Here is a 20,404-nt window from a genome sequence, read left to right on the forward strand (position 1 = left end):
CCGCTCCCACGAATGCAAAGGTGTTGGAAGGGGCTTGCCTCGCGATAAGCCTATGGCCTCAGCCGTTGGAGCAACCGTTGCCCATCACGCGGTATTCGAGAATGTGCTTCTGGCCCTGGGAGTCCTCATAGGTCATGCGCGCAGGCACCACTTCGCAGACGTTCGGCACTTCGCTCATGGAGATGACGCGGGCGATGTCCAGATGCTGCGAATAACTGTACTGTTCAACCGGAATCTGCTCGACATCTTTTGCTTCGCCGGCCAGTGCCGCGCCGCAAAAACCGCCAAGTACCAATACCAGTAAAGCTTTCATTTTCAATTTACCTGTCTAAGGTCGTGAGGGGGCGCGCGGCGCTTGTGGCGCCGCGAGTGCAACTAAGTTTCAACTATCAGGATGAGGTTCGGATTAACGTTGCCTTCGTGGGGGGCTGTTTCCAAGTTAATCGCGTTGCCGTTGCTGGCGAGGTGAATTCTAGGAGGGTGGCCGGGGCTGAAACAGAGCGGGTTTTGATAAAGTCTTTTGACAGAATCTGTAACAATCCCTGGCAAAGCGCTGCCTTTTCCCGCCTGCGATGGCTGGATGCCATGCACTAGAGCGGTTGCTGCACATTCATGGACTGACGGTTCGTCGCGTTACTACCAACGTCGAATGGTCTTTGTCGCTCTGGTACAGTTACAAACGCTTCCATACAAAAACAACTATTACACCGAGGTAACACAGATGAGTGCGGCTCCACTGTATCCCGTTCGTCCCGAGGTTGCGGCCAGTACCCTGACCGACGAGGCCACCTACAAGGCCATGTACCAGCAATCGGTGATCAACCCGGACGGCTTCTGGCGCGAGCAGGCCCAGCGTCTGGACTGGATCAAGCCCTTCACCAAGGTCAAGCAGACCTCGTTCGACGATCACCATGTCGATATCAAATGGTTTGCCGACGGCACTCTGAACGTCTCCTACAACTGCCTGGACCGCCACCTCGAAGAGCGCGGCGACCAGCTGGCGATCATCTGGGAAGGCGACGACCCTTCCGAGCATCGCAACATCACCTACCGTGAGCTCCACGAGCAGGTCTGCAAGTTCGCCAACGCCCTGCGTGGCCAGGACGTGCACCGGGGCGACGTGGTCACCATCTATATGCCGATGATCCCCGAGGCCGTGGTCGCCATGCTGGCCTGCGCGCGCATCGGTGCGATCCACTCGGTGGTGTTCGGCGGCTTCTCGCCCGAGGCGCTGGCCGGCCGCATCATCGACTGCAAGTCCAAGGTGGTGATCACCGCCGACGAAGGCCTGCGTGGTGGCCGCCGTACCCCGCTCAAGGCCAACGTCGACCTGGCCTTGACCAACCCTGAAACCAGCAGCGTGCAAAAGATCATCGTGTGCAAGCGCACCGGTGGCGACATCGCCTGGCACCAGCACCGCGACATCTGGTACGAAGACCTGATGAAGGTCGCCTCCAGCCACTGTGCGCCGAAAGAAATGGGTGCCGAGGAGGCGTTGTTCATCCTCTATACCTCCGGCTCCACCGGCAAGCCCAAGGGCGTGCTGCACACCACCGGCGGCTACCTGGTGTATGCCGCGCTGACCCACGAGCGCGTGTTCGACTACCGCCCGGGCGAAGTGTACTGGTGCACCGCCGACGTGGGTTGGGTCACCGGCCACAGCTACATCGTCTATGGCCCGCTGGCCAATGGCGCGACCACGCTGCTGTTCGAAGGCGTGCCGAACTACCCGGACATCACCCGCGTGTCGAAGATCGTCGACAAGCACAAGGTCAACATCCTCTACACCGCGCCGACCGCCATCCGCGCCATGATGGCCGAGGGCCAGGCGGCGGTCGCCGGCGCCGATGGCTCCAGCCTGCGCCTGCTGGGTTCGGTGGGCGAGCCGATCAACCCTGAAGCCTGGAACTGGTACTACAAGACCGTTGGCAAGGAACGTTGCCCGATCGTCGATACCTGGTGGCAGACCGAGACCGGCGGCATCCTCATCAGCCCCTTGCCGGGCGCCACGGGGCTCAAACCGGGTTCGGCGACCCGTCCGTTCTTCGGCGTGGTGCCGGCGCTGGTGGACAACCTGGGCAACCTGATCGACGGCGCCGCCGAGGGCAATCTGGTAATCCTCGATTCCTGGCCGGGCCAGTCGCGTTCGCTGTACGGCGACCACGACCGCTTCGTCGACACCTACTTCAAGACCTTCCGTGGCATGTACTTCACCGGTGACGGCGCCCGTCGCGACGAGGATGGCTACTACTGGATCACCGGCCGCGTGGATGACGTGCTCAATGTTTCCGGGCACCGCATGGGCACCGCCGAGATCGAGAGCGCGATGGTGGCGCATCCGAAGGTCGCCGAGGCGGCGGTGGTTGGCGTGCCGCACGACATCAAGGGGCAGGGCATCTATGTCTACGTCACCCTGAACGCCGGCGAGGAGTCGAACGAGCAGTTGCGCCTCGAGCTGAAGAACTGGGTGCGCAAGGAGATCGGCCCGATCGCTTCGCCGGACGTGATCCAGTGGGCGCCGGGGCTGCCGAAGACCCGCTCGGGCAAGATCATGCGCCGCATCCTGCGCAAGATCGCCACTGGCGAGTACGACGCGCTGGGCGATATCTCCACCCTGGCCGATCCAGGGGTGGTGCAGCACCTGATCGACACCCACAAGGCGATGAGCCTGGCTACGGCCTGAGCGTCGGGGGCTGCCTTGCGGCCCCGGTGATCCTGAAACCATGGACAAAGCCCCGCCGGCATCCGGCGGGGTTTTTGCTTTACTGATACAAACTGTTACTCCGACATTCATCGGTAACCGTTGCTGTCACCGATTTCGCCCAAATGCGGGGCTTGCGGAAACATCTGCGTGCCAAATGAGTGCATTCTGCGGGCATTTCGTGCAGGGTCGCACGCTGCGCTTGCCGGAATACAAGGCTTTGCCAATAATGGGCCCGCTTATTGCTTTGGGTATAGGTTATTTCTCTTTTGCTCTTGCATATCTCGCAGGAGCTGTCAATATCGCCCGCCGCGGTTCCTGGCGCTTCTGTAATTAGTTGTCGCTTTGAAGAAATATCGACCACCGGGCTGTCGCTAGAATGCCACTCACTCGCTCGTGGTCTGCGACCTTGGTCGAAACCTGCGCGGCTCGCGCTGTACCCATTCGCATATCGGGCAGCCGTTACAACTGCCTTGTATTGCCCCGTACCGATGGAGTTACCTGATGAAGAAGCTCGCACTGCTTGGCGCCCTGGCGCTTTCCGTGTTTTCCCTGGTATCGCAGGCCGATGAGAAGCCGTTGAAGATCGGTATCGAGGCCGCCTACCCACCCTTCGCCTTCAAGCAGCCCGATGGCAGCCTCGCCGGCTTCGACTACGACATCGGCAACGCCCTGTGCGAACAGATGAAAGCCAAGTGCACCTGGGTCGAGCAGGAGTTCGACGGCCTGATCCCGGCACTGAAAGTGCGCAAGATCGACGCCATCCTGTCGTCCATGTCGATCACCGACGACCGCAAGAAGTCGGTCGACTTCACCAAGCGCTACTACCTGACCCCGGCGCGCCTGGTGATGAAGGAAGGCACCACCGTCAGCGACAGCCTGGCTGAGCTCAAGGGCAAGAAGATCGGCGTGCAGCGCGGTTCGATCCACGACCGTTTCGCCAAGGAAGTCCTGGCCCCGCAAGGCGCCACCGTGGTGCCCTACGGTACCCAGAACGAAATCTACCTGGACGTCGCCGCCGGCCGCCTGGACGGCACCGTGGCCGATGCCACCCTGCTCGAGGACGGCTTCCTGAAGACCGATGCTGGCAAGGGCTTTGCCTTCGTCGGTCCGGCCTTCACCGACACCAAGTACTTCGGTGATGGCGTCGGTATCGCCGTGCGCAAGGGCGACACCGCCAACGCCGAGCGCATCAACGCCGCCATCGACGCGATCCGCGCCAACGGCAAATACAAAGAGATCGAGAAGAAGTACTTCAACTTCGACATCTACGGTCCAGACTCGAAGTAACCATCGAGTTTCACCTGTGCAATGGTGCAAACAGCAGAATCTCTGAGGTTTGCACCATTTTTCATTCCCAAGCCCTGAGGAATCCGAATCATGTTGAAAGGCTATGGGGCAGTCATCCTCGACGGGGCGTGGCTGACGCTGCAGCTCGCCTTGTCGTCGATGGCCCTGGCCATCGTCCTCGGCCTGATCGGCGTGGCGCTGCGTTTGTCGCCGGTGCGCTGGTTGGCCTGGCTGGGGGACCTGTACTCCACGGTGATCCGTGGCATCCCTGACCTGGTCCTGATCCTGCTGATCTTCTATGGCGGCCAGGACATCCTCAACCGGGTGGCGCCGCTGCTCGGCTATGACGACTATATTGACCTCAATCCCCTGGTCGCCGGCATCGGCACGCTGGGCTTCATCTTTGGCGCGTACCTCTCGGAAACCTTCCGCGGTGCCTTCCTCGGCATCCCCAAGGGCCAGGCAGAGGCGGGCGCGGCCTACGGCATGAGCGGGGTCCAGGTGTTCTTCCGCATCATGGTGCCGCAGATGATCCGCCTGGCGATCCCGGGCTTCACCAACAACTGGCTGGTGCTGACCAAGGCGACCGCGCTGATTTCGGTGGTCGGCCTGCAGGACATGATGTTCAAGGCCAAGCAGGCGGCGGACGCCACCCGCGAACCCTTCACCTTCTTCCTCGCGGTGGCGGCGTTGTACCTGGTGCTGACCAGTGTCTCGCTGCTGGCGCTGAAGTATCTCGAGAAGCGCTACTCGGTGGGCGTCAAGGCGGCTGAACTATGATCTTCGACTACAACGTCATCTGGGAAGCCATGCCGCTGTACCTGGGCGGTCTGCTGACCACCCTCAAGCTGCTGGCGCTGTCGCTGCTGTTCGGCTTGCTGGCGGCCATCCCGCTGGGCCTGATGCGCGTCTCGAAACAGCCGCTGGTGAACATGAGCGCCTGGCTGTACACCTACGTCATTCGCGGCACGCCGATGCTGGTGCAGCTGTTCCTGATCTACTACGGCCTGGCTCAGTTCGAGGCGGTGCGCGAGAGCATCTTCTGGCCGTGGCTGTCCAGCGCGACCTTCTGCGCCTGCCTGGCCTTCGCCGTCAACACCAGCGCCTACACCGCCGAGATCATCGCCGGCAGCCTCAAGGCCACGCCCCATGGCGAGATCGAGGCAGCCAAGGCCATCGGCATGTCGCGCATGAAGATGTACCGCCGCATCCTGCTGCCTTCGGCGCTGCGCCGGGCGCTGCCGCAGTACAGCAACGAAGTGATCATGATGCTGCAGACCACCAGCCTGGCGTCGATCGTCACCCTGATCGACATCACCGGTGCCGCGCGCACGGTCAACGCCCAGTACTACCTGCCTTTCGAGGCCTACATCACGGCGGGCGTGTTCTACCTGTGCCTGACCTTCATCCTCGTGCGCCTGTTCAAGATGGCCGAACGCCGCTGGCTCGGTTACCTGGCGCCGCGCAAGCACTGACCGCTCTGTGAGATCCGACAGTATGTACAAACTCCAAATCCAAGACCTGCACAAGCGCTACGGCAGCCATGAGGTGCTCAAGGGCGTCTCTCTCGAAGCCAAGGCAGGCGACGTGATCAGCATCATCGGCTCCAGCGGTTCGGGCAAATCGACCTTCCTGCGTTGCATCAACCTGCTCGAGCAGCCGCACGCGGGCAAGATCCTGCTCAACAACGAAGAGCTCAAGCTGGTCGCCGGCAAGGACGGCGCGCTCAAGGCCGCCGACCCGAAACAGCTGCAGCGCATGCGTTCGCGCTTGTCGATGGTGTTCCAGCACTTCAACCTGTGGTCGCACATGACCGCGCTGGAAAATGTCATCGAGGCGCCGGTGCACGTGCTGGGCGTGAACAAGAAGGAAGCGCTGGAGAAGGCCGAGCACTACCTGGCCAAGGTCGGCGTATCCCACCGCAAGGACGCGTTCCCCGGGCACATGTCCGGTGGCGAGCAGCAGCGTGTGGCCATTGCCCGCGCCCTGGCCATGGAGCCGGAGGTGATGCTGTTCGACGAGCCGACTTCGGCGCTGGATCCGGAACTGGTGGGCGATGTGCTCAAGGTCATGCAATCGCTGGCCCAGGAAGGCCGCACCATGGTGGTGGTCACCCACGAGATGGGCTTTGCCCGCGAGGTTTCCAACCAGCTGGTATTCCTGCACAAGGGCCTGGTGGAAGAGCGGGGCTGCCCGCGTGAAGTGCTGGTCAACCCACAGTCGGAGCGCCTCAAGCAGTTCCTTTCCGGCAGCCTGAAGTAAAGGCTGCACTTTTGCACCATGATGGGGCATGCTGCGCAACGCACGCAGCATGCCCCGGCGCCACAAGCGCGACCCTCCTTTTCAGGTTTCGGACCACGCCCTATGACCACCCAGCGAATCGGATTTCTCATCTGGCCCAGCACCAAGCCGCTGACCCTGGCGTTGGCCGAGGAGGTGTTGCAGGTGGCCCAGCGGGTGCATCCGGATGTGGTCTACACAATGTCCTTCCTGCAGGCCGAGGCCGGGCAGGAGGGCGCCTGGCGTCTGCCGGGCGAAGCGTGGGCCGGACGCCTGGAGGGCTACCACAAACTGTTCCTGCTGGCTGATGAGCCGCCGGCGGCGATCGGTTCGGCATTGTCCGCCGCGCTCAAGCAGTTGGCGCGCAGCGGTTGCATGATCGGCGGCTTGTCCGCAGGTGTGTACCCACTGGCGGCGCTGGGCCTGCTCGACGGCTACCGCGCCGCGGTGCATTGGCGCTGGCAGGATGATTTTGCCGAGCGCTTCCCCAAGGTGATCGCCACCAGCCATCTGTTCGACTGGGATCGTGATCGCCTGACTGCCTGCGGTGGCATGGCAGTGACCGATCTGCTGCTGGCGGTGCTGGCCCGGGACCATGGGGCGGAACTGGCCGGCGCGGTGTCGGAAGAGCTCGTGGTCGAGCGCATTCGCGAAGGTGGCGAGCGCCAGCGTATCCCGCTGCAGAACCGCCTTGGCTCCAGCCACCCCAAGCTCACACAGGCGGTGCTGCTGATGGAGGCCAACATCGAAGAGCCGCTGACCACCGACGAGATCGCCCAGCATGTGTGCGTGTCCCGCCGCCAGCTGGAGCGGATCTTCAAGCAGTATCTCAATCGCGTGCCCAGCCAGTACTACCTGGAGTTGCGCCTGAACAAGGCGCGGCAGATGCTGATGCAGACCAGCAAGTCGATCATCCAGATCGGCCTGTCCTGCGGGTTCTCCTCCGGGCCGCATTTCTCCAGCGCGTACCGCAATTTCTTCGGCGCCACGCCGCGCGAAGACCGTAACCAGCGACGTAACAGCAGCCCGTTCGAGCTGAGTTCGGCGCCGGCCGAGCGCGGCTGAGATTTCATTGGGGCTGCTCCGCAGCCCATCGCCGGCAAGCCGGCTCCCACCGGTGCGTGTAGGCCTTGGAGGTGATGTGTTCGGGTGTGGCCTTAGCGCTGGTAACCCAGCACTCATACGGATGGCACCTGGCTTAAAGGTGGCGCGGTCGGGGTGGGAGCCGGCTTGCCGGCGATGGACGCGCAGCGGCCCTTTCTTCTGAAGTGAACAACCGTTCTCCCAATTTGCGCTGCCATCTCCCCGCGACCTTGTCCTGCCGTTACACTGCGCGATTGCGACACTGTTTGTCGCATTGCCGAAAACCGCGTGAAAACTCGGTTTGGCGCTGTAACAAGTTGTCGCCTGGCAGCAAGGACAGGCGCCGATCAGTCCTTACAATCCCTTCATCGCTCGCCACTTCCAGGCCAGCGTTCCTCTTCAGGAGACTCAGATGTCCGTTGAGCAAGCCCCGGTGCAACGTGCCGATTTCGACCAGGTCATGGTTCCCAACTACTCCCCGGCGGCCTTCATTCCTGTGCGAGGCGAGGGCTCCCGAGTATGGGACCAGTCCGGGCGCGAGCTGATCGACTTCGCCGGCGGCATCGCGGTCAACGCCCTTGGCCACTGCCATCCGGCGCTGGTCAAGGCGCTGACCGAGCAAGCCAATACCCTCTGGCATGTCTCCAACGTGTTCACCAACGAGCCGGCCCTGCGCCTGGCGCACAAGCTGGTGGACGCGACCTTTGCCGAGCGCGCCTTCTTCTGCAACTCCGGCGCCGAGGCCAACGAGGCCGCCTTCAAGCTGGCCCGTCGTGTCGCCCATGACCGTTTCGGCCCCGAGAAGCACGAGATCATCGCCACCGTGAACAGCTTCCACGGTCGCACCCTGTTCACCGTCAGCGTCGGTGGCCAGCCCAAGTACTCCGACGGCTTCGGGCCGAAGATCACCGGCATCAGCCACGTGCCGTACAACGACCTGGAAGCGTTGAAGGCGCAGATCTCCGACAAGACCTGCGCCGTGGTCATCGAACCGATCCAGGGCGAGAGCGGCGTGGTGCCGGCCGACAAGGCCTACCTGGAAGGCGCGCGCAAGCTGTGCGACGAGCACAACGCGCTGCTGATCTTCGATGAAGTGCAGACCGGCGTCGGCCGTACCGGCTCGCTGTATGCCTACCAGCACTACGGCGTCACCCCGGACATCCTGACCAGCGCCAAGAGCCTGGGCGGCGGCTTCCCGATTGGCGCGATGCTGACCACCAGCGACCTGGCCAAGCACCTGGCCGTCGGCACCCACGGCACCACCTACGGCGGCAACCCGCTGGCCTGTGCCGTCGCCTGCGCCGTGCTCGATGTGGTCAACACCCCGGAAACCCTGGCGGGCATCAAGGCCAAACATGAGCGCTTCAAGACCCGCCTGGAGAAGATCGGCCAGGAAACCGGCCTGTTCACCCTGGTGCGCGGTGTCGGCCTGCTGATCGGCTGCGTGCTCAGTGACGCCTGGAAGGGCAAGGCCAAGGACATCCTCAACGCCGCCGAGAAGGAAGGCGTGATGGTTCTGCAGGCAGGTCCCGATGTCGTGCGCTTCGCCCCGAGCCTGGTGGTCGAGGACAGCGATATCGATTTAGGCCTGGAGCGCTTCGAGCGCGCTGTGCGCAAACTGACCCAGGGCTGATCCTGCGGTCCTGTCGCCGGCCTCGAGCGAGGCCGGCGATACCTGATTCCAGTGCGGGCACCTGCTTGCAGGTAGTGGCGCGTGCCCGCCGTTTTTTCGTGCCGAGGTGATCGGTGCGCTTTCCCGAAAGGAGTGACACCATGCTGGTGATGCGCCCCGCGCAAATGGCTGATCTGAACGAAGTGCAGCGCATGGCTGCCGACAGCCCCATTGGTGTCACCTCGCTGCCGGACGATGCTGGCCGCCTGGGCGACAAGATCGCTGCGTCGGAAACCTCTTTTGCCGCCGAGGTCAGCTTCAACGGCGAGGAGAGCTACTTCTTCGTGCTCGAGGACAGCGCCACCGGCAAGCTGGTCGGTTGCTCGGCCATCGTCGCCTCGGCCGGCTACTCCGAGCCGTTCTACAGCTTCCGCAACGAGACCTTCGTGCACGCCTCCCGCGAGTTGAAGATCCACAACAAGATCCACGTCCTGTCGCTGTGCCACGACCTTACCGGCAATAGCCTGCTGACCAGCTTCTACGTGGTGCCGGAGCTGGTGACCAGCGCCTTTGCCGAACTCAACTCGCGTGGCCGCCTGCTGTTCATGGCCTCGCACCCGGAGCGCTTCGCCGAGTCGGTGGTCACCGAGATCGTCGGCTACAGCGACGAGCAGGGCGAGTCACCGTTCTGGGACGCCATCGGCCGCAACTTCTTCGACCTCAACTACGCCGACGCCGAGCGCCTGTGCGGCCTGAAGAGCCGCACCTTCCTCGCCGAACTGATGCCGCACTACCCGATCTATGTGCCACTGCTGCCGGACGCCGCGCAGGAAGCCATGGGCCAGGTGCATCCGCGGGCGCAGATCACCTTCGACATCCTCATGCGTGAGGGCTTCGAGACCGAGCACTATATCGACATCTTCGACGGCGGCCCGACCCTGCATGCCCGTGCCTCGGGCATCCGCTCCATCGCCCAGAGCCGGGTAGTGCCGGTCAAGCTGGACGGCGCGTCGGTCAAGGGCGGCCGTCCGTACCTGGTGTGCAATGGCCAGTTGCAGGACTACCGCGCCGTGCTGCTGGAACTGGACTGGGTGCCGGGCAAGCCGGTCAGCCTCAGCGGCGAAGCTGCCGAGGCCCTGGGTGTCGGCGAGGGCGCCAGTGTGCGCCTGGTCGCGGTCTGAACCGCCGCAACAGAGAGTTTCGCGGCAGGCACAGACCGCCGCACAAGGAGATAGCATGATCGTTCGTCCTGTACGCAGCAGCGATTTACCCGCGCTGATCGAGTTGGCCCGCAGCACCGGCACCACCGGGCTGACCACCCTGCCTGCCAACGAGGAACGCCTCGGCCAGCGGGTCGGCTGGGCGGAAAAGAGCTTCCGTGGCGAAGCCGAGCGCGGCGACACCGACTACTTGTTCGTGCTGGAGAACGACGAGGGCCTGGTGGTCGGCATCAGCGCCATCGCCGGCGCCGTCGGCCTGCGCGAGCCCTGGTACAACTACCGGGTCGGCCTGACCGTCAGCGCTTCCCAGGAGCTGAATATCTACCGCGAGATTCCCACGCTGTTCCTGGCGAACGACCTGACCGGCAACTCCGAGCTGTGTTCGCTGTTCCTGCGCAGCGATTACCGCAGCGGGCTCAACGGGCGTCTGCTGTCCAAGGCGCGCATGCTGTTCATCGCCGAGTTCCCGCAGCTGTTCGGCAACAAGATCATCGCCGAGATGCGCGGCATGTCCGACGAGGCAGGTCGTTCGCCATTCTGGGAAAGCCTGGGCCGGCACTTCTTCAAGATGGAGTTCAGCCAGGCCGACTACCTCACCGGCGTGGGCAACAAGTCGTTCATCGCCGAGCTGATGCCCAAGTTCCCGCTGTACACCTGCTTCCTTTCGGAAGCGGCGCGCAACGTCATCGGCCGCGTGCACGCCGATACCGAGCCGGCGCTGGCCATGCTCAAGCGCGAAGGTTTCAACTATCAGGGCTACGTCGACATCTTCGACGCAGGCCCCGCCATCGAGTGCGAGACCTCGAAGATCCGCGCCGTGCGTGACAGCGAGACCCTGGTGCTGGCCGTTGGTACACCAGGCGACGACGCGACCCCTTTCATCATCCACAACCGCAAGCGCGAAGACTGCCGCATCACGGCCGCGCCGGCGCGCCTGGCCGCGGGCACCCTGGTGGTCGATCCGCAGACCGCCAAGCGCCTGCGCCTGGGCGCCGGCGACAACGTGCGCGCCGTGCCACTGTCCGCCGGTCGGGAGGCCCAGTAAATGAATACGCATTACATTGCCGGCCAATGGCTGGCTGGCCAGGGCGAAGCCCTGCAGTCGCTCAACCCCGTCACCCAGGCGGTGATCTGGCAAGGGCAGGGCGCCGATGCCGCGCAGGTAGAGAATGCCGTGCAGGCTGCCCGCCAGGCGTTCCCTGGCTGGGCATCGCTGAGCCTGGAGGCGCGCATCAGCGTGCTGGAGGCCTTCGCCGAGAAGCTCAAGGCCAATGCCGAGGCATTGTCGCGCTGCATTGGCGAGGAAACCGGCAAGCCGCTGTGGGAATCGGCCACTGAAGTGACCAGCATGGTCAACAAGGTCGCCATCTCGGTGCAGAGCTACCGCGAGCGTACCGGCGAGAAGAGCGGTCCGCTGGCCGACGCCACTGCGGTGCTGCGCCACAAGCCCCATGGCGTGGTGGCGGTGTTCGGCCCATACAACTTCCCGGGTCACCTGCCCAACGGCCATATCGTTCCGGCGCTGCTGGCCGGCAATTGCGTGGTGTTCAAACCCAGCGAGCTGACCCCCAAGGTTGCCGAGCTGACGGTCCAGTGCTGGATCGAGGCCGGGTTGCCGGCTGGTGTGCTCAACCTGGTCCAGGGCGCCCGTGAGACCGGCGTGGCGCTGGCCGCCAACCCGGGTATCGACGGCTTGTTCTTCACCGGTTCCAGCCGTACCGGCAACCTGCTGCACCAGCAGTTCGCCGGCCGCCCGGACAAGATCCTGGCCCTGGAGATGGGCGGCAACAACCCGCTGGTGGTTGACGAGGTCAAGGATCTGGATGCCGCGGTGTACACCATCATCCAGTCGGCCTTCATCTCCGCCGGCCAGCGTTGCACTTGTGCCCGCCGCCTGCTGGTGCCGCAGGGCGCCTGGGGTGACGCGCTGATCCAGCGCCTGGTCGAGGTGAGCCGCAGCATCAGTGTCGGCGCCTTCGATCAGCAGCCCGCGCCGTTCATGGGGTCGGTGATTTCGCTGCCGGCGGCCCGCGCATTGCTGGCGGCCCAGGCCGAACTGCTCGGCAAGGGCGCCGTGGCGCTGCTGGAGATGACCCAACCGCAGGCTGACGCCGCCTTGCTTACCCCCGGCATCATCGACGTCACTGCGGTAACCGGGCGCCCGGACGAGGAATTCTTCGGCCCATTGCTGCAGGTGATCCGCTACATCGATTTCGATGCGGCAATCGAGGAAGCCAACAACACCCAGTACGGCCTGGCCGCCGGCCTGCTGTCGGACTCCAACGCCCGTTACCAGCACTTCTGGCTGCGCAGCCGCGCCGGCATCGTCAACTGGAACAAGCAGCTGACCGGCGCCGCCAGCAGCGCGCCGTTCGGTGGCGTCGGTGCCAGCGGCAACCACCGCGCCAGCGCCTACTACGCGGCGGACTACTGCGCCTACCCCGTGGCTTCGCTGGAGACCGCGAACCTCGTACTGCCGGCGACCCTGACGCCGGGCGTCACCCTATAACAACAGGTCTCGGAGCCTTGCCGATGAAATCCTTTGAAGTGAATTTTGATGGCCTGGTGGGGCCGACCCACAACTACGGCGGCCTGTCCTACGGCAACGTGGCCTCGCAGAGCAACAGCCAGCAGGGTTCCAACCCGCGCGAGGCGGCGCGCCAGGGCCTGGCGAAGATGAAGGCGCTGATGGAGATGGGCTTCAAGCAGGGCGTGCTGGCCCCGCAGGAGCGCCCGGATGTCGCTGCTTTGCGCCGCCTGGGTTTCACCGGCAATGATGCCGAAGTGATCCAGCGTGCCGCCAAGGAAGCCATGCCGCTGCTGGTCGCCAGTTGCTCGGCGTCGAGCATGTGGGTGGCCAACGCCGCCACTGTCAGCCCCAGCGCCGACACTGCGGACGGTCGTGTGCACTTCACCGCCGCCAACCTGAACTGCAAGTACCATCGCAGCATCGAGCACCCGACCACCAGCCGGGTGCTGGGCGCCATGTTCAACGATGACAAGCACTTCGCTCATCACCAGGCCTTGCCGGCCGTGGCGCAGTTCGGTGACGAAGGCGCGGCCAACCATACGCGGTTCTGCCGTGCCTATGGCGAAGCGGGGGTGGAGTTCTTCGTCTATGGCCGCAGCGCCTTCGACAGCCGCTACCCCGCGCCGCAGAAGTACCCGGCGCGCCAGACTCTGGAGGCTTCCCAGGCCGTCGCCCGCCTGCATGGGCTGAGCGATGATGGCGTGGTCTACGCTCAACAGAATCCGGCAGTGATCGACCAGGGCGTATTCCACAACGACGTGATCTCGGTAGGCAATGGCGAAGTGCTGTTCTACCACGAGGACGCCTTCCTCGAGACCGATGCGGTGCTTGGCCAGCTGCAGGCTAAACTGGCCAGCAAGGGTGGCCGCTTCCAGGGCATCTGCGTGCCGCGGGCGGCGGTGACGGTGGAGGACGCGGTGCGTTCCTACCTGTTCAATAGCCAGTTGCTCAGCCGCGAGGACGGCTCGATGCTGCTGGTGGTGCCGGAAGAGTGCCGCAACAACGAGCGGGTCTGGGCGTACCTGGGGCAACTGACCAGCCAGGGCGGCCCGGTGAAGGAGGTCAAGGTGTTCGACCTCAAGCAGAGCATGCAGAACGGCGGTGGCCCGGCTTGCCTGCGGCTGCGCGTGGCGTTGAAGGAAAACGAACTGGCGGCGGTCAACCAAGGAGTTATCATGACCGCCCCGCTGTACGACACCCTGGTGCAATGGGTCGACAAGCACTACCGCGATCGCCTCGGCGAGACCGACCTGGCCGACCCGCAGTTGCTGGTGGAATGCCGCACGGCACTGGATGAGCTGACCCAGATCCTCAAGCTGGGTTCGGTCTATCCGTTCCAACGCCAACCTTGAAGAGAGAAATTGCAATGTCCGACGCCCTGCGCCTGATCCTGGAAGATGAAGACGGCACCCAGCTGGAAACCTCGTGCACCCGTTTTGCCGTGGTCTGGCAAGGCAAGGAGGTGTGGATCCAGCAGGACGGTCGCGGCCAGCTGCTGATCGGCGTCGATGTCGAGGAAGACGACACCGAGTACGCCAACCTGCTGCTGCGCCCGATGGCCACCAATCTGGTCAGCCTGCAACTGGAAATGGAACCGGCCGATGTCGCCGGTGACGACGACCACGTCCACGGCCCGGACTGCGGCCACCACCACTAAGGAAGCGCCTATGCTCGCCCTTGGCAAACTGCTTGAGCTGACCCTGACCGATCACGAACCGGCCGAGAAGACCCAAGTGACCACCCGGGGCGTGCGTTTGCGCTGGCTGGGGGAGGGTGCGCTGGAAGTGCGCCCGCCCGAAGGTGAGGATTGCGGGCTCGACCTGCTGCTGTCGGCCGGTATCCATGGCAACGAGACAGCGCCGATCGAGTTGCTCGAAAGGCTGCTGCACGGCGTGGCCAACGGCAAGATCAAGCCACGTGCGCGGGTGCTGTTCCTGTTCGGCAACCCGGCGGCGATCCGCAAGGGTGAGCGTTTCATCGAGCAGGACATCAACCGTCTGTTCAATGGCCGGCATGAACTCTCCAGTGGCTTCGAGGCGCTACGCGCCGCCGAACTCGAACAGTTCGCCCGGGTGTTCTTCAGCAAGCCCGAACGCACCCGCCTGCACTACGACCTGCATACCGCCATTCGTGGGTCGAAGATCGAGCAGTTCGCGCTGTACCCCTACAAGGAGGGGCGCCTGCACTCCCGTCGAGAGCTGGCGCGCCTGGCAGCGGCCGGCATGGAGGCGGTGCTGCTGCAGAGCAAGTCGTCGATCACCTTCAGTGCCTTCACCTATGAGCAGCTCGATGCCGAGGCCTTCACCCTGGAGCTCGGCAAGGCCCGTCCGTTCGGGCAGAACGAGGAGGTCAACCTCGACAGGCTCGAAGCGCGTCTGATCCAGCTCATCGAAGATGCCGAGCCGCAGACCGAGCAGTCCCTGGATGGCCTCAAGCTGTTCAGTGTCGCCCGCGAGATCATCAAGCACAGCGACAGCTTCCGCCTGCACCTGCCGGCGGACATCGAGAACTTCTCCGAGCTGAAAAAGGGCGATCTGCTGGCCGAGGACCTGGCCGAGACGCGTTGGGTGGTGGAGGAGGAGGGCGCACGGATCATCTTCCCCAACCCCAAGGTGAAGAACGGGCTGCGCGCCGGCATCCTGATCGTCCCGGATTCGGGGCAACGCCTGGCCTGATACCCGCAGGCGCGGGGCAAGCCCGCGCCTGCGATTTTGGATCCCTTCGGTGATGAAATTCTTTTAATTCACCAACCTGTTAATTTTCCCCGCTCCGGGACCGTAATTGGCTTGCCAGTAGCGAAACGCTGGCGATAGCATCGCGGTCATGCCGTTTTCAATTGCTTTAGCCCTGCAAGCCGTCCAATCGACGGTTTCTATCGCATAAACACACTGCACCGAGACTGCAGGACCGATATAATGCGGCCCTTTGCCGTCGTTTCGTCGATTCGACGTGTGGCCGCCGTTTCCGTGGAAGAACCTATGAAAAGCGCAGAAATCCGTGAAGCCTTCCTCCGCTTCTTCGAAGAGCAGGGACATACTCGCGTTGCCTCCAGCTCCCTGATCCCGGGCAATGACCCGACCCTGCTGTTCACCAACGCCGGCATGAACCAGTTCAAGGACTGCTTCCTCGGCCAGGAAAAGCGCGCCTACACCCGCGCCGTGAGCAGCCAGAAGTGCGTGCGCGCCGGTGGCAAGCACAACGACCTGGAAAACGTCGGCTACACCGCCCGTCACCACACCTTCTTCGAGATGCTGGGCAACTTCAGCTTCGGCGACTATTTCAAGCGCGATGCCATCACCTTCGCCTGGACCTTCCTGACCTCGGACAAGTGGCTGAACCTGCCCAAGGAAAAGCTGTGGGTCACCGTCTACGCCAGCGACGACGAAGCCTACGACATCTGGACCAAGGAAGTCGGCGTGCCGGCCGAGCGCATGGTGCGCATCGGTGACAACAAGGGCGCCCCGTACGCCTCCGACAACTTCTGGACCATGGGCGACACCGGCCCGTGCGGCCCGTGCACCGAGATCTTCTACGACCACGGCGCTGATATCTGGGGCGGCCCACCCGGCTCGCCGGAAGAAGACGGCGACCGCTACATCGAGATCTGGAACAACGTCTTCATGCAGTTCAACCGCACCGCCGACGGCGTCCTGCACCCGCTGCCCGCCCCGTCGGTGGACACCGGCATGGGCCTGGAGCGCATCAGTGCGGTGATGCAGCACGTGCACTCGAACTACGAGATCGACCTGTTCCAGAGCCTGCTGGCCGCCGCCGCCGAAGCCATCGGCTGCAGCAACGATGACCAGCCATCGCTGAAAGTGGTCGCCGACCATATCCGTTCCTGCGGCTTCCTGATTGCCGACGGCGTGCTGCCGTCCAACGAAGGCCGTGGCTACGTGCTGCGCCGCATCATCCGCCGCGCCTGCCGCCACGGCAACAAGCTGGGGGCCAAGGGCAGCTTCTTCCACAAGATCGTCGCCGCCCTGGTGGCCGAGATGGGCGAAGCCTTCGCAGAGCTGAAGAGCCAGCAGGCGCACATCGAGCGCGTGCTCAAGACCGAGGAAGAGCAGTTCGCCAAGACCCTCGAGCAGGGCCTGCGCATCCTCGAGCAGGACCTGGCCCAACTGCAGGGCAAGGTCGTCCCGGGCGACGTGGTGTTCAAGCTGTACGACACCTACGGCTTCCCCATGGACCTCACCGCCGACATCGCCCGCGAGCGCGAGTTGACCATCGACGAAGCCGGCTTCGAGCGTGAAATGGAAGCCCAGCGCGAGCGTGCCCGTTCCGCCAGCGCCTTCGGCATGGACTACAACAGCCTGGTCAAGGTCGACACCGCCACCGACTTCCTCGGCTACGACACTACCGAAGGGCAAGGCAAGATCGTCGCCCTGTACAAGGATGGCCAGTCGGTAGACCAGTTGGGCGAAGGCGAGGAGGGCGTGGTCGTGCTCGACCGCACGCCGTTCTACGCCGAGTCCGGCGGCCAGGTCGGCGACAGCGGCTACCTGCAGGCCGGTGCCGCGCGCTTCGACGTGCGCGATACCACCAAGACCGGTGGTGCCTTCCTGCACCACGGCGTGGTCGCCAGCGGTGCGCTGGTCATCGGCTCGCCGGTCGAGGCCAAGGTCGATGCCGAGGTGCAACACGCCACCTCGCTGAACCACTCAGCCACTCACCTGCTGCACGAAGCGTTGCGCCAGGTGCTGGGCGATCACGTGCAGCAGAAGGGCTCGCTGGTCGACAGCCAGCGCCTGCGTTTCGATTTCAGCCACTTCGAGGCGGTCAAGCCAGAGCAGATCAAGGCCCTGGAAGACATCGTCAACCGCGAAGTGCGCAGGAACACCCCGGTCGAGACCGAGCTGACCGATATCGAAACCGCCAAGGCCAAGGGCGCCATGGCGCTGTTCGGTGAAAAATATGGCGACACCGTGCGTGTGCTGAGCATGGGCGGTGACTTCTCTGTCGAGCTGTGTGGCGGCATCCATGCCAAGCGCACCGGCGACATCAGCCTGTTCAAGATCATCAGCGAAGGCGGCGTGGCCTCTGGCGTGCGCCGTATCGAAGCGGTCACCGGCGCCGCCGCGCTGGCCTACCTGAACGCTGCCGAAGAGCAGGTCAAGGAAGCCGCGCAGCTGGTCAAGGGCAACCGCGACAACCTGATCGACAAGCTGTCGGCTGTGCTTGAGCGCAACCGCCAGCTGGAAAAGCAGCTCGAGCAGCTGCAGGCCAAGGCCGCCAGCGCCGCCGGGGACGATCTCTCCAACGCGGCCGTTGAGGTCAAGGGTGCCAAGGTCCTCGCCGCCCGCCTGGATGGGCAGGATGGCAAGGCCCTGCTGGCGCTCGTCGATCAGCTGAAGAACAAGCTCGGCCATGCAGTGATCCTGCTGGGCAGCGAGCATGAGGGCAAGGTCGTGCTGGTGGCTGGCGTGACCAAGGACCTCTCCAGCCAACTCAAGGCTGGCGATCTGATGAAACAAGCCGCTGCGGCGGTCGGTGGCAAGGGCGGTGGTCGCCCTGACATGGCCCAGGGTGGTGGCGTCGACGTCGCCGCGCTGGACAAGGCCCTGGCCCTGGCAGTGCCGTTCGCCGAGCAGGGACTTTGAGATGAGGCGGCCGGCGGTCTAGTCGCCGGCCGTTTCATGTTGGATTGTTTTTTGGGGCCCTTTAGGGCTGAGGCACCTTTGAAATGGCGTTGATCGTACAGAAATTTGGCGGTACCTCTGTCGGTTCCATCGAGCGGATCGAGCAGGTTGCCGACAAGGTCAAGAAATTCCGCGAGCAAGGCACCGACCTGGTGGTCGTGCTGTCGGCGATGAGCGGGGAAACCAATCGCCTGATCGACCTGGCGAAACAGATCACCGACAAGCCCGAACCCCGCGAGCTGGACGTGATCGTCTCGACCGGCGAGCAGGTCACTATCGCCCTGTTGTCCATGGCCCTGATGAAGCGCGGCGTGCCGGCGGTGTCCTACACCGGCAACCAGGTGCGCATCCTCACCGACAGCGCGCACAACAAGGCGCGCATCCTGCAGATCGACGACCAGAAGATCCGCGCCGACCTCAAGGCTGGCCGTGTCGTGGTGGTTGCCGGTTTCCAGGGTGTCGACGAGCACGGCAACATCACCACCCTCGGTCGTGGCGGCTCCGACACCACCGGTGTGGCCCTGGCCGCGGCCCTGAAAGCCGATGAGTGCCAGATCTACACCGATGTCGATGGCGTCTACACCACCGACCCGCGTGTCGTGCCCCAGGCCCAGCGCCTGGAGAAGATCACCTTCGAGGAAATGCTGGAAATGGCCAGCCTCGGCTCCAAGGTGCTGCAGATCCGCTCGGTGGAGTTCGCCGGCAAGTACAACGTCCCGCTGCGCGTGCTGCACAGCTTCAAGGAGGGTCCGGGTACCCTCATTACCATCGATGAAGAGGAATCCATGGAACAGCCGATCATTTCCGGTATCGCCTTCAACCGTGATGAGGCCAAGCTGACCATTCGTGGCGTCCCGGACACCCCAGGCGTTGCCTTCAAGATCCTCGGCCCGATCAGCGCGGCGAACATCGAAGTCGACATGATCGTGCAGAACGTCTCGCACGATAACACCACCGACTTCACCTTCACCGTGCACCGCAACGAGTACGAGAAGGCGCTGAGCGTGCTGGAGAACACCGCCCGCGAGATCGGCGCGCGTGAAGTGATCGGCGACACCAAGATTGCCAAGGTATCGATCGTCGGCGTCGGCATGCGTTCCCACGCAGGCGTTGCCAGCCGCATGTTCGAGGCCCTGGCCAAGGAGAGCATCAACATCCAGATGATCTCCACCTCCGAGATCAAGGTCTCGGTGGTGATCGAAGAGAAGTACCTGGAGCTGGCCGTACGCGCGCTGCACACCGCGTTCGAGCTCGATGCTCCTGCCCGACAGGGTGAGTGACACGCTGCCTGGAGGGGCGCGGCTTGCCGCGCCCTTCGCGTTTCTGGTCGCAGCGGCTGTCCCTGTCCAGGCAGCCGTGGCGGTCGATCCGGGCCAGTGCCGTCGTCCCCGGCCAGGCCCTGCTTTTCAAAGACTGTTGTCCCTGAAGATTCATGTGAGGAGAAAACTATGCTGATTCTGACTCGTCGGTGCGCCGAGAGCCTGATCATTGGTGACGGTGAGATCACCGTGACGGTCCTGGGTGTCAAAGGCAACCAGGTGCGTATCGGCGTGAGCGCGCCGAAAGAAGTGGCCGTTCACCGCGAGGAAATCTACCTGCGGATCAAGAAAGAGAAGGACGAGGAGCCAAGCCTTTAATTCTTTTGAAGTTTTTTTCAAAAAAAGGGTTGCAAACGAGGAAGGGTGTGTTTAATATTCGCCTCGTGTTGCGGTGAGGTGGCCGAGTGGCCGAAGGCGCTCCCCTGCTAAGGGAGTATACCTCATAAGGGTATCGGGGGTTCGAATCCCCCCTTCACCGCCATTATTTGCCTGGAGCGCTTCAAGCGATCCGAATGGCACAGCAAGACACGGACTCATAGCTCAGCTGGATAGAGTACTCGGCTACGAACCGAGCGGTCGGAGGTTCGAATCCTCCTGAGTCCGCCACTTTTGAAGTGGCTTTGCTTGCAAGGCTGCTTCAATCAACCAGTGGTAACCTGGTCTAAAACTACCCCACGGACTCATAGCTCAGCTGGATAGAGTACTCGGCTACGAACCGAGCGGTCGC

Annotated in this window: 17 protein-coding genes and 2 tRNA genes; 18 read left to right on the forward strand and 1 reads right to left on the reverse strand. The window is 63.6% G+C overall.

The genetic code is table 11. The features are described 5' to 3' along the window. Positions 1-58 precede the first annotated feature (58 nt). Positions 59-313, reverse strand: a complete 255-nt coding sequence (locus tag ACODS9_RS17175; protein ID WP_023630669.1) for a DUF2790 domain-containing protein — start codon at positions 311-313, stop codon at positions 59-61. Positions 314-721: 408 nt separating this feature from the next. Between ACODS9_RS17175 and acs the strand changes: the two genes are divergently transcribed. From acs to ACODS9_RS17265, 18 genes are all read left to right on the forward strand, one after another. Then, on the forward strand, positions 722-2,683 hold the full coding sequence (gene acs / locus ACODS9_RS17180) for an acetate--CoA ligase (protein ID WP_489094353.1): 1,962 nt from the start codon (positions 722-724) through the stop codon (positions 2,681-2,683). A 522-nt stretch (positions 2,684-3,205) separates the two neighbouring features. Further along, positions 3,206-3,991, forward strand: a complete 786-nt coding sequence (locus ACODS9_RS17185) for an ABC transporter substrate-binding protein (RefSeq protein WP_023630943.1) — start codon at positions 3,206-3,208, stop codon at positions 3,989-3,991. Between the two features lie 90 nt (positions 3,992-4,081). After that, complete coding sequence (locus ACODS9_RS17190; RefSeq protein WP_023630944.1) at positions 4,082-4,771, forward strand: ABC transporter permease; 690 nt, start codon at positions 4,082-4,084, stop codon at positions 4,769-4,771. Then, positions 4,768-5,466 carry an ABC transporter permease gene (locus ACODS9_RS17195; RefSeq protein WP_046854620.1) on the forward strand — a complete coding sequence of 233 codons (699 nt, stop codon included), beginning with the start codon at positions 4,768-4,770 and terminating at the stop codon, positions 5,464-5,466. The genes ACODS9_RS17190 and ACODS9_RS17195 overlap by 4 nt, the downstream gene beginning before the upstream one ends. 22 nt (positions 5,467-5,488) lie before the next feature. Beyond that, entirely contained in the window at positions 5,489-6,253 is a 765-nt protein-coding gene (locus ACODS9_RS17200) for an ABC transporter ATP-binding protein (RefSeq protein WP_023630946.1), read from the forward strand. Positions 6,254-6,355: 102 nt separating this feature from the next. Then, entirely contained in the window at positions 6,356-7,336 is a 981-nt protein-coding gene (gene argR, locus ACODS9_RS17205; RefSeq protein ID WP_038706575.1) for a transcriptional regulator ArgR, read from the forward strand. A 430-nt stretch (positions 7,337-7,766) separates the two neighbouring features. Continuing rightward, positions 7,767-8,987 carry an aspartate aminotransferase family protein gene (locus ACODS9_RS17210; RefSeq protein ID WP_489094354.1) on the forward strand — a complete coding sequence of 407 codons (1,221 nt, stop codon included), beginning with the start codon at positions 7,767-7,769 and terminating at the stop codon, positions 8,985-8,987. A 140-nt stretch (positions 8,988-9,127) separates the two neighbouring features. Then, a complete protein-coding gene (aruF, locus tag ACODS9_RS17215; RefSeq protein ID WP_489094355.1) occupies positions 9,128-10,147 on the forward strand; it encodes an arginine/ornithine succinyltransferase subunit alpha in 1,020 nt (339 codons plus the stop codon). Positions 10,148-10,202: 55 nt separating this feature from the next. Next, positions 10,203-11,231: an arginine N-succinyltransferase gene (gene astA, locus ACODS9_RS17220; RefSeq protein WP_046854623.1), complete on the forward strand. Its 1,029-nt coding sequence runs from the start codon at positions 10,203-10,205 to the stop codon at positions 11,229-11,231. Next, the gene (astD, locus tag ACODS9_RS17225; protein WP_489094356.1) at positions 11,232-12,695 is read left to right on the forward strand and encodes a succinylglutamate-semialdehyde dehydrogenase; all 1,464 of its coding nucleotides are present in this window, start codon (positions 11,232-11,234) and stop codon (positions 12,693-12,695) included. Between the two features lie 23 nt (positions 12,696-12,718). Next, positions 12,719-14,068: an N-succinylarginine dihydrolase gene (astB, locus tag ACODS9_RS17230; RefSeq protein ID WP_489094357.1), complete on the forward strand. Its 1,350-nt coding sequence runs from the start codon at positions 12,719-12,721 to the stop codon at positions 14,066-14,068. Positions 14,069-14,082: 14 nt separating this feature from the next. Next, entirely contained in the window at positions 14,083-14,373 is a 291-nt protein-coding gene (locus ACODS9_RS17235; protein ID WP_011534960.1) for a hypothetical protein, read from the forward strand. 10 nt (positions 14,374-14,383) lie between these two features. Continuing rightward, positions 14,384-15,391, forward strand: coding sequence for a succinylglutamate desuccinylase (astE, locus tag ACODS9_RS17240; protein WP_046854626.1), 1,008 nt, complete (start codon positions 14,384-14,386; stop codon positions 15,389-15,391). A gap of 303 nt (positions 15,392-15,694) precedes the next feature. After that, positions 15,695-18,319 (forward strand): alanine--tRNA ligase, encoded by a 2,625-nt coding sequence (alaS, locus tag ACODS9_RS17245; protein ID WP_367858239.1) that lies wholly within the window; start codon positions 15,695-15,697, stop codon positions 18,317-18,319. 83 nt (positions 18,320-18,402) lie between these two features. Further along, positions 18,403-19,638: an aspartate kinase gene (locus tag ACODS9_RS17250; RefSeq protein ID WP_028691060.1), complete on the forward strand. Its 1,236-nt coding sequence runs from the start codon at positions 18,403-18,405 to the stop codon at positions 19,636-19,638. Between the two features lie 168 nt (positions 19,639-19,806). Continuing rightward, complete coding sequence (gene csrA / locus ACODS9_RS17255) at positions 19,807-19,995, forward strand: carbon storage regulator CsrA (RefSeq protein ID WP_003254503.1); 189 nt, start codon at positions 19,807-19,809, stop codon at positions 19,993-19,995. 72 nt (positions 19,996-20,067) lie between these two features. Further along, positions 20,068-20,158, forward strand: a tRNA-Ser gene (locus ACODS9_RS17260). Between the two features lie 48 nt (positions 20,159-20,206). Next, a tRNA-Arg gene (locus ACODS9_RS17265) sits at positions 20,207-20,283 on the forward strand. The last annotated feature ends 121 nt before the right edge of the window (positions 20,284-20,404 follow it).

It is taken from the genome of Pseudomonas sp. FG36 (assembly GCF_057809275.1).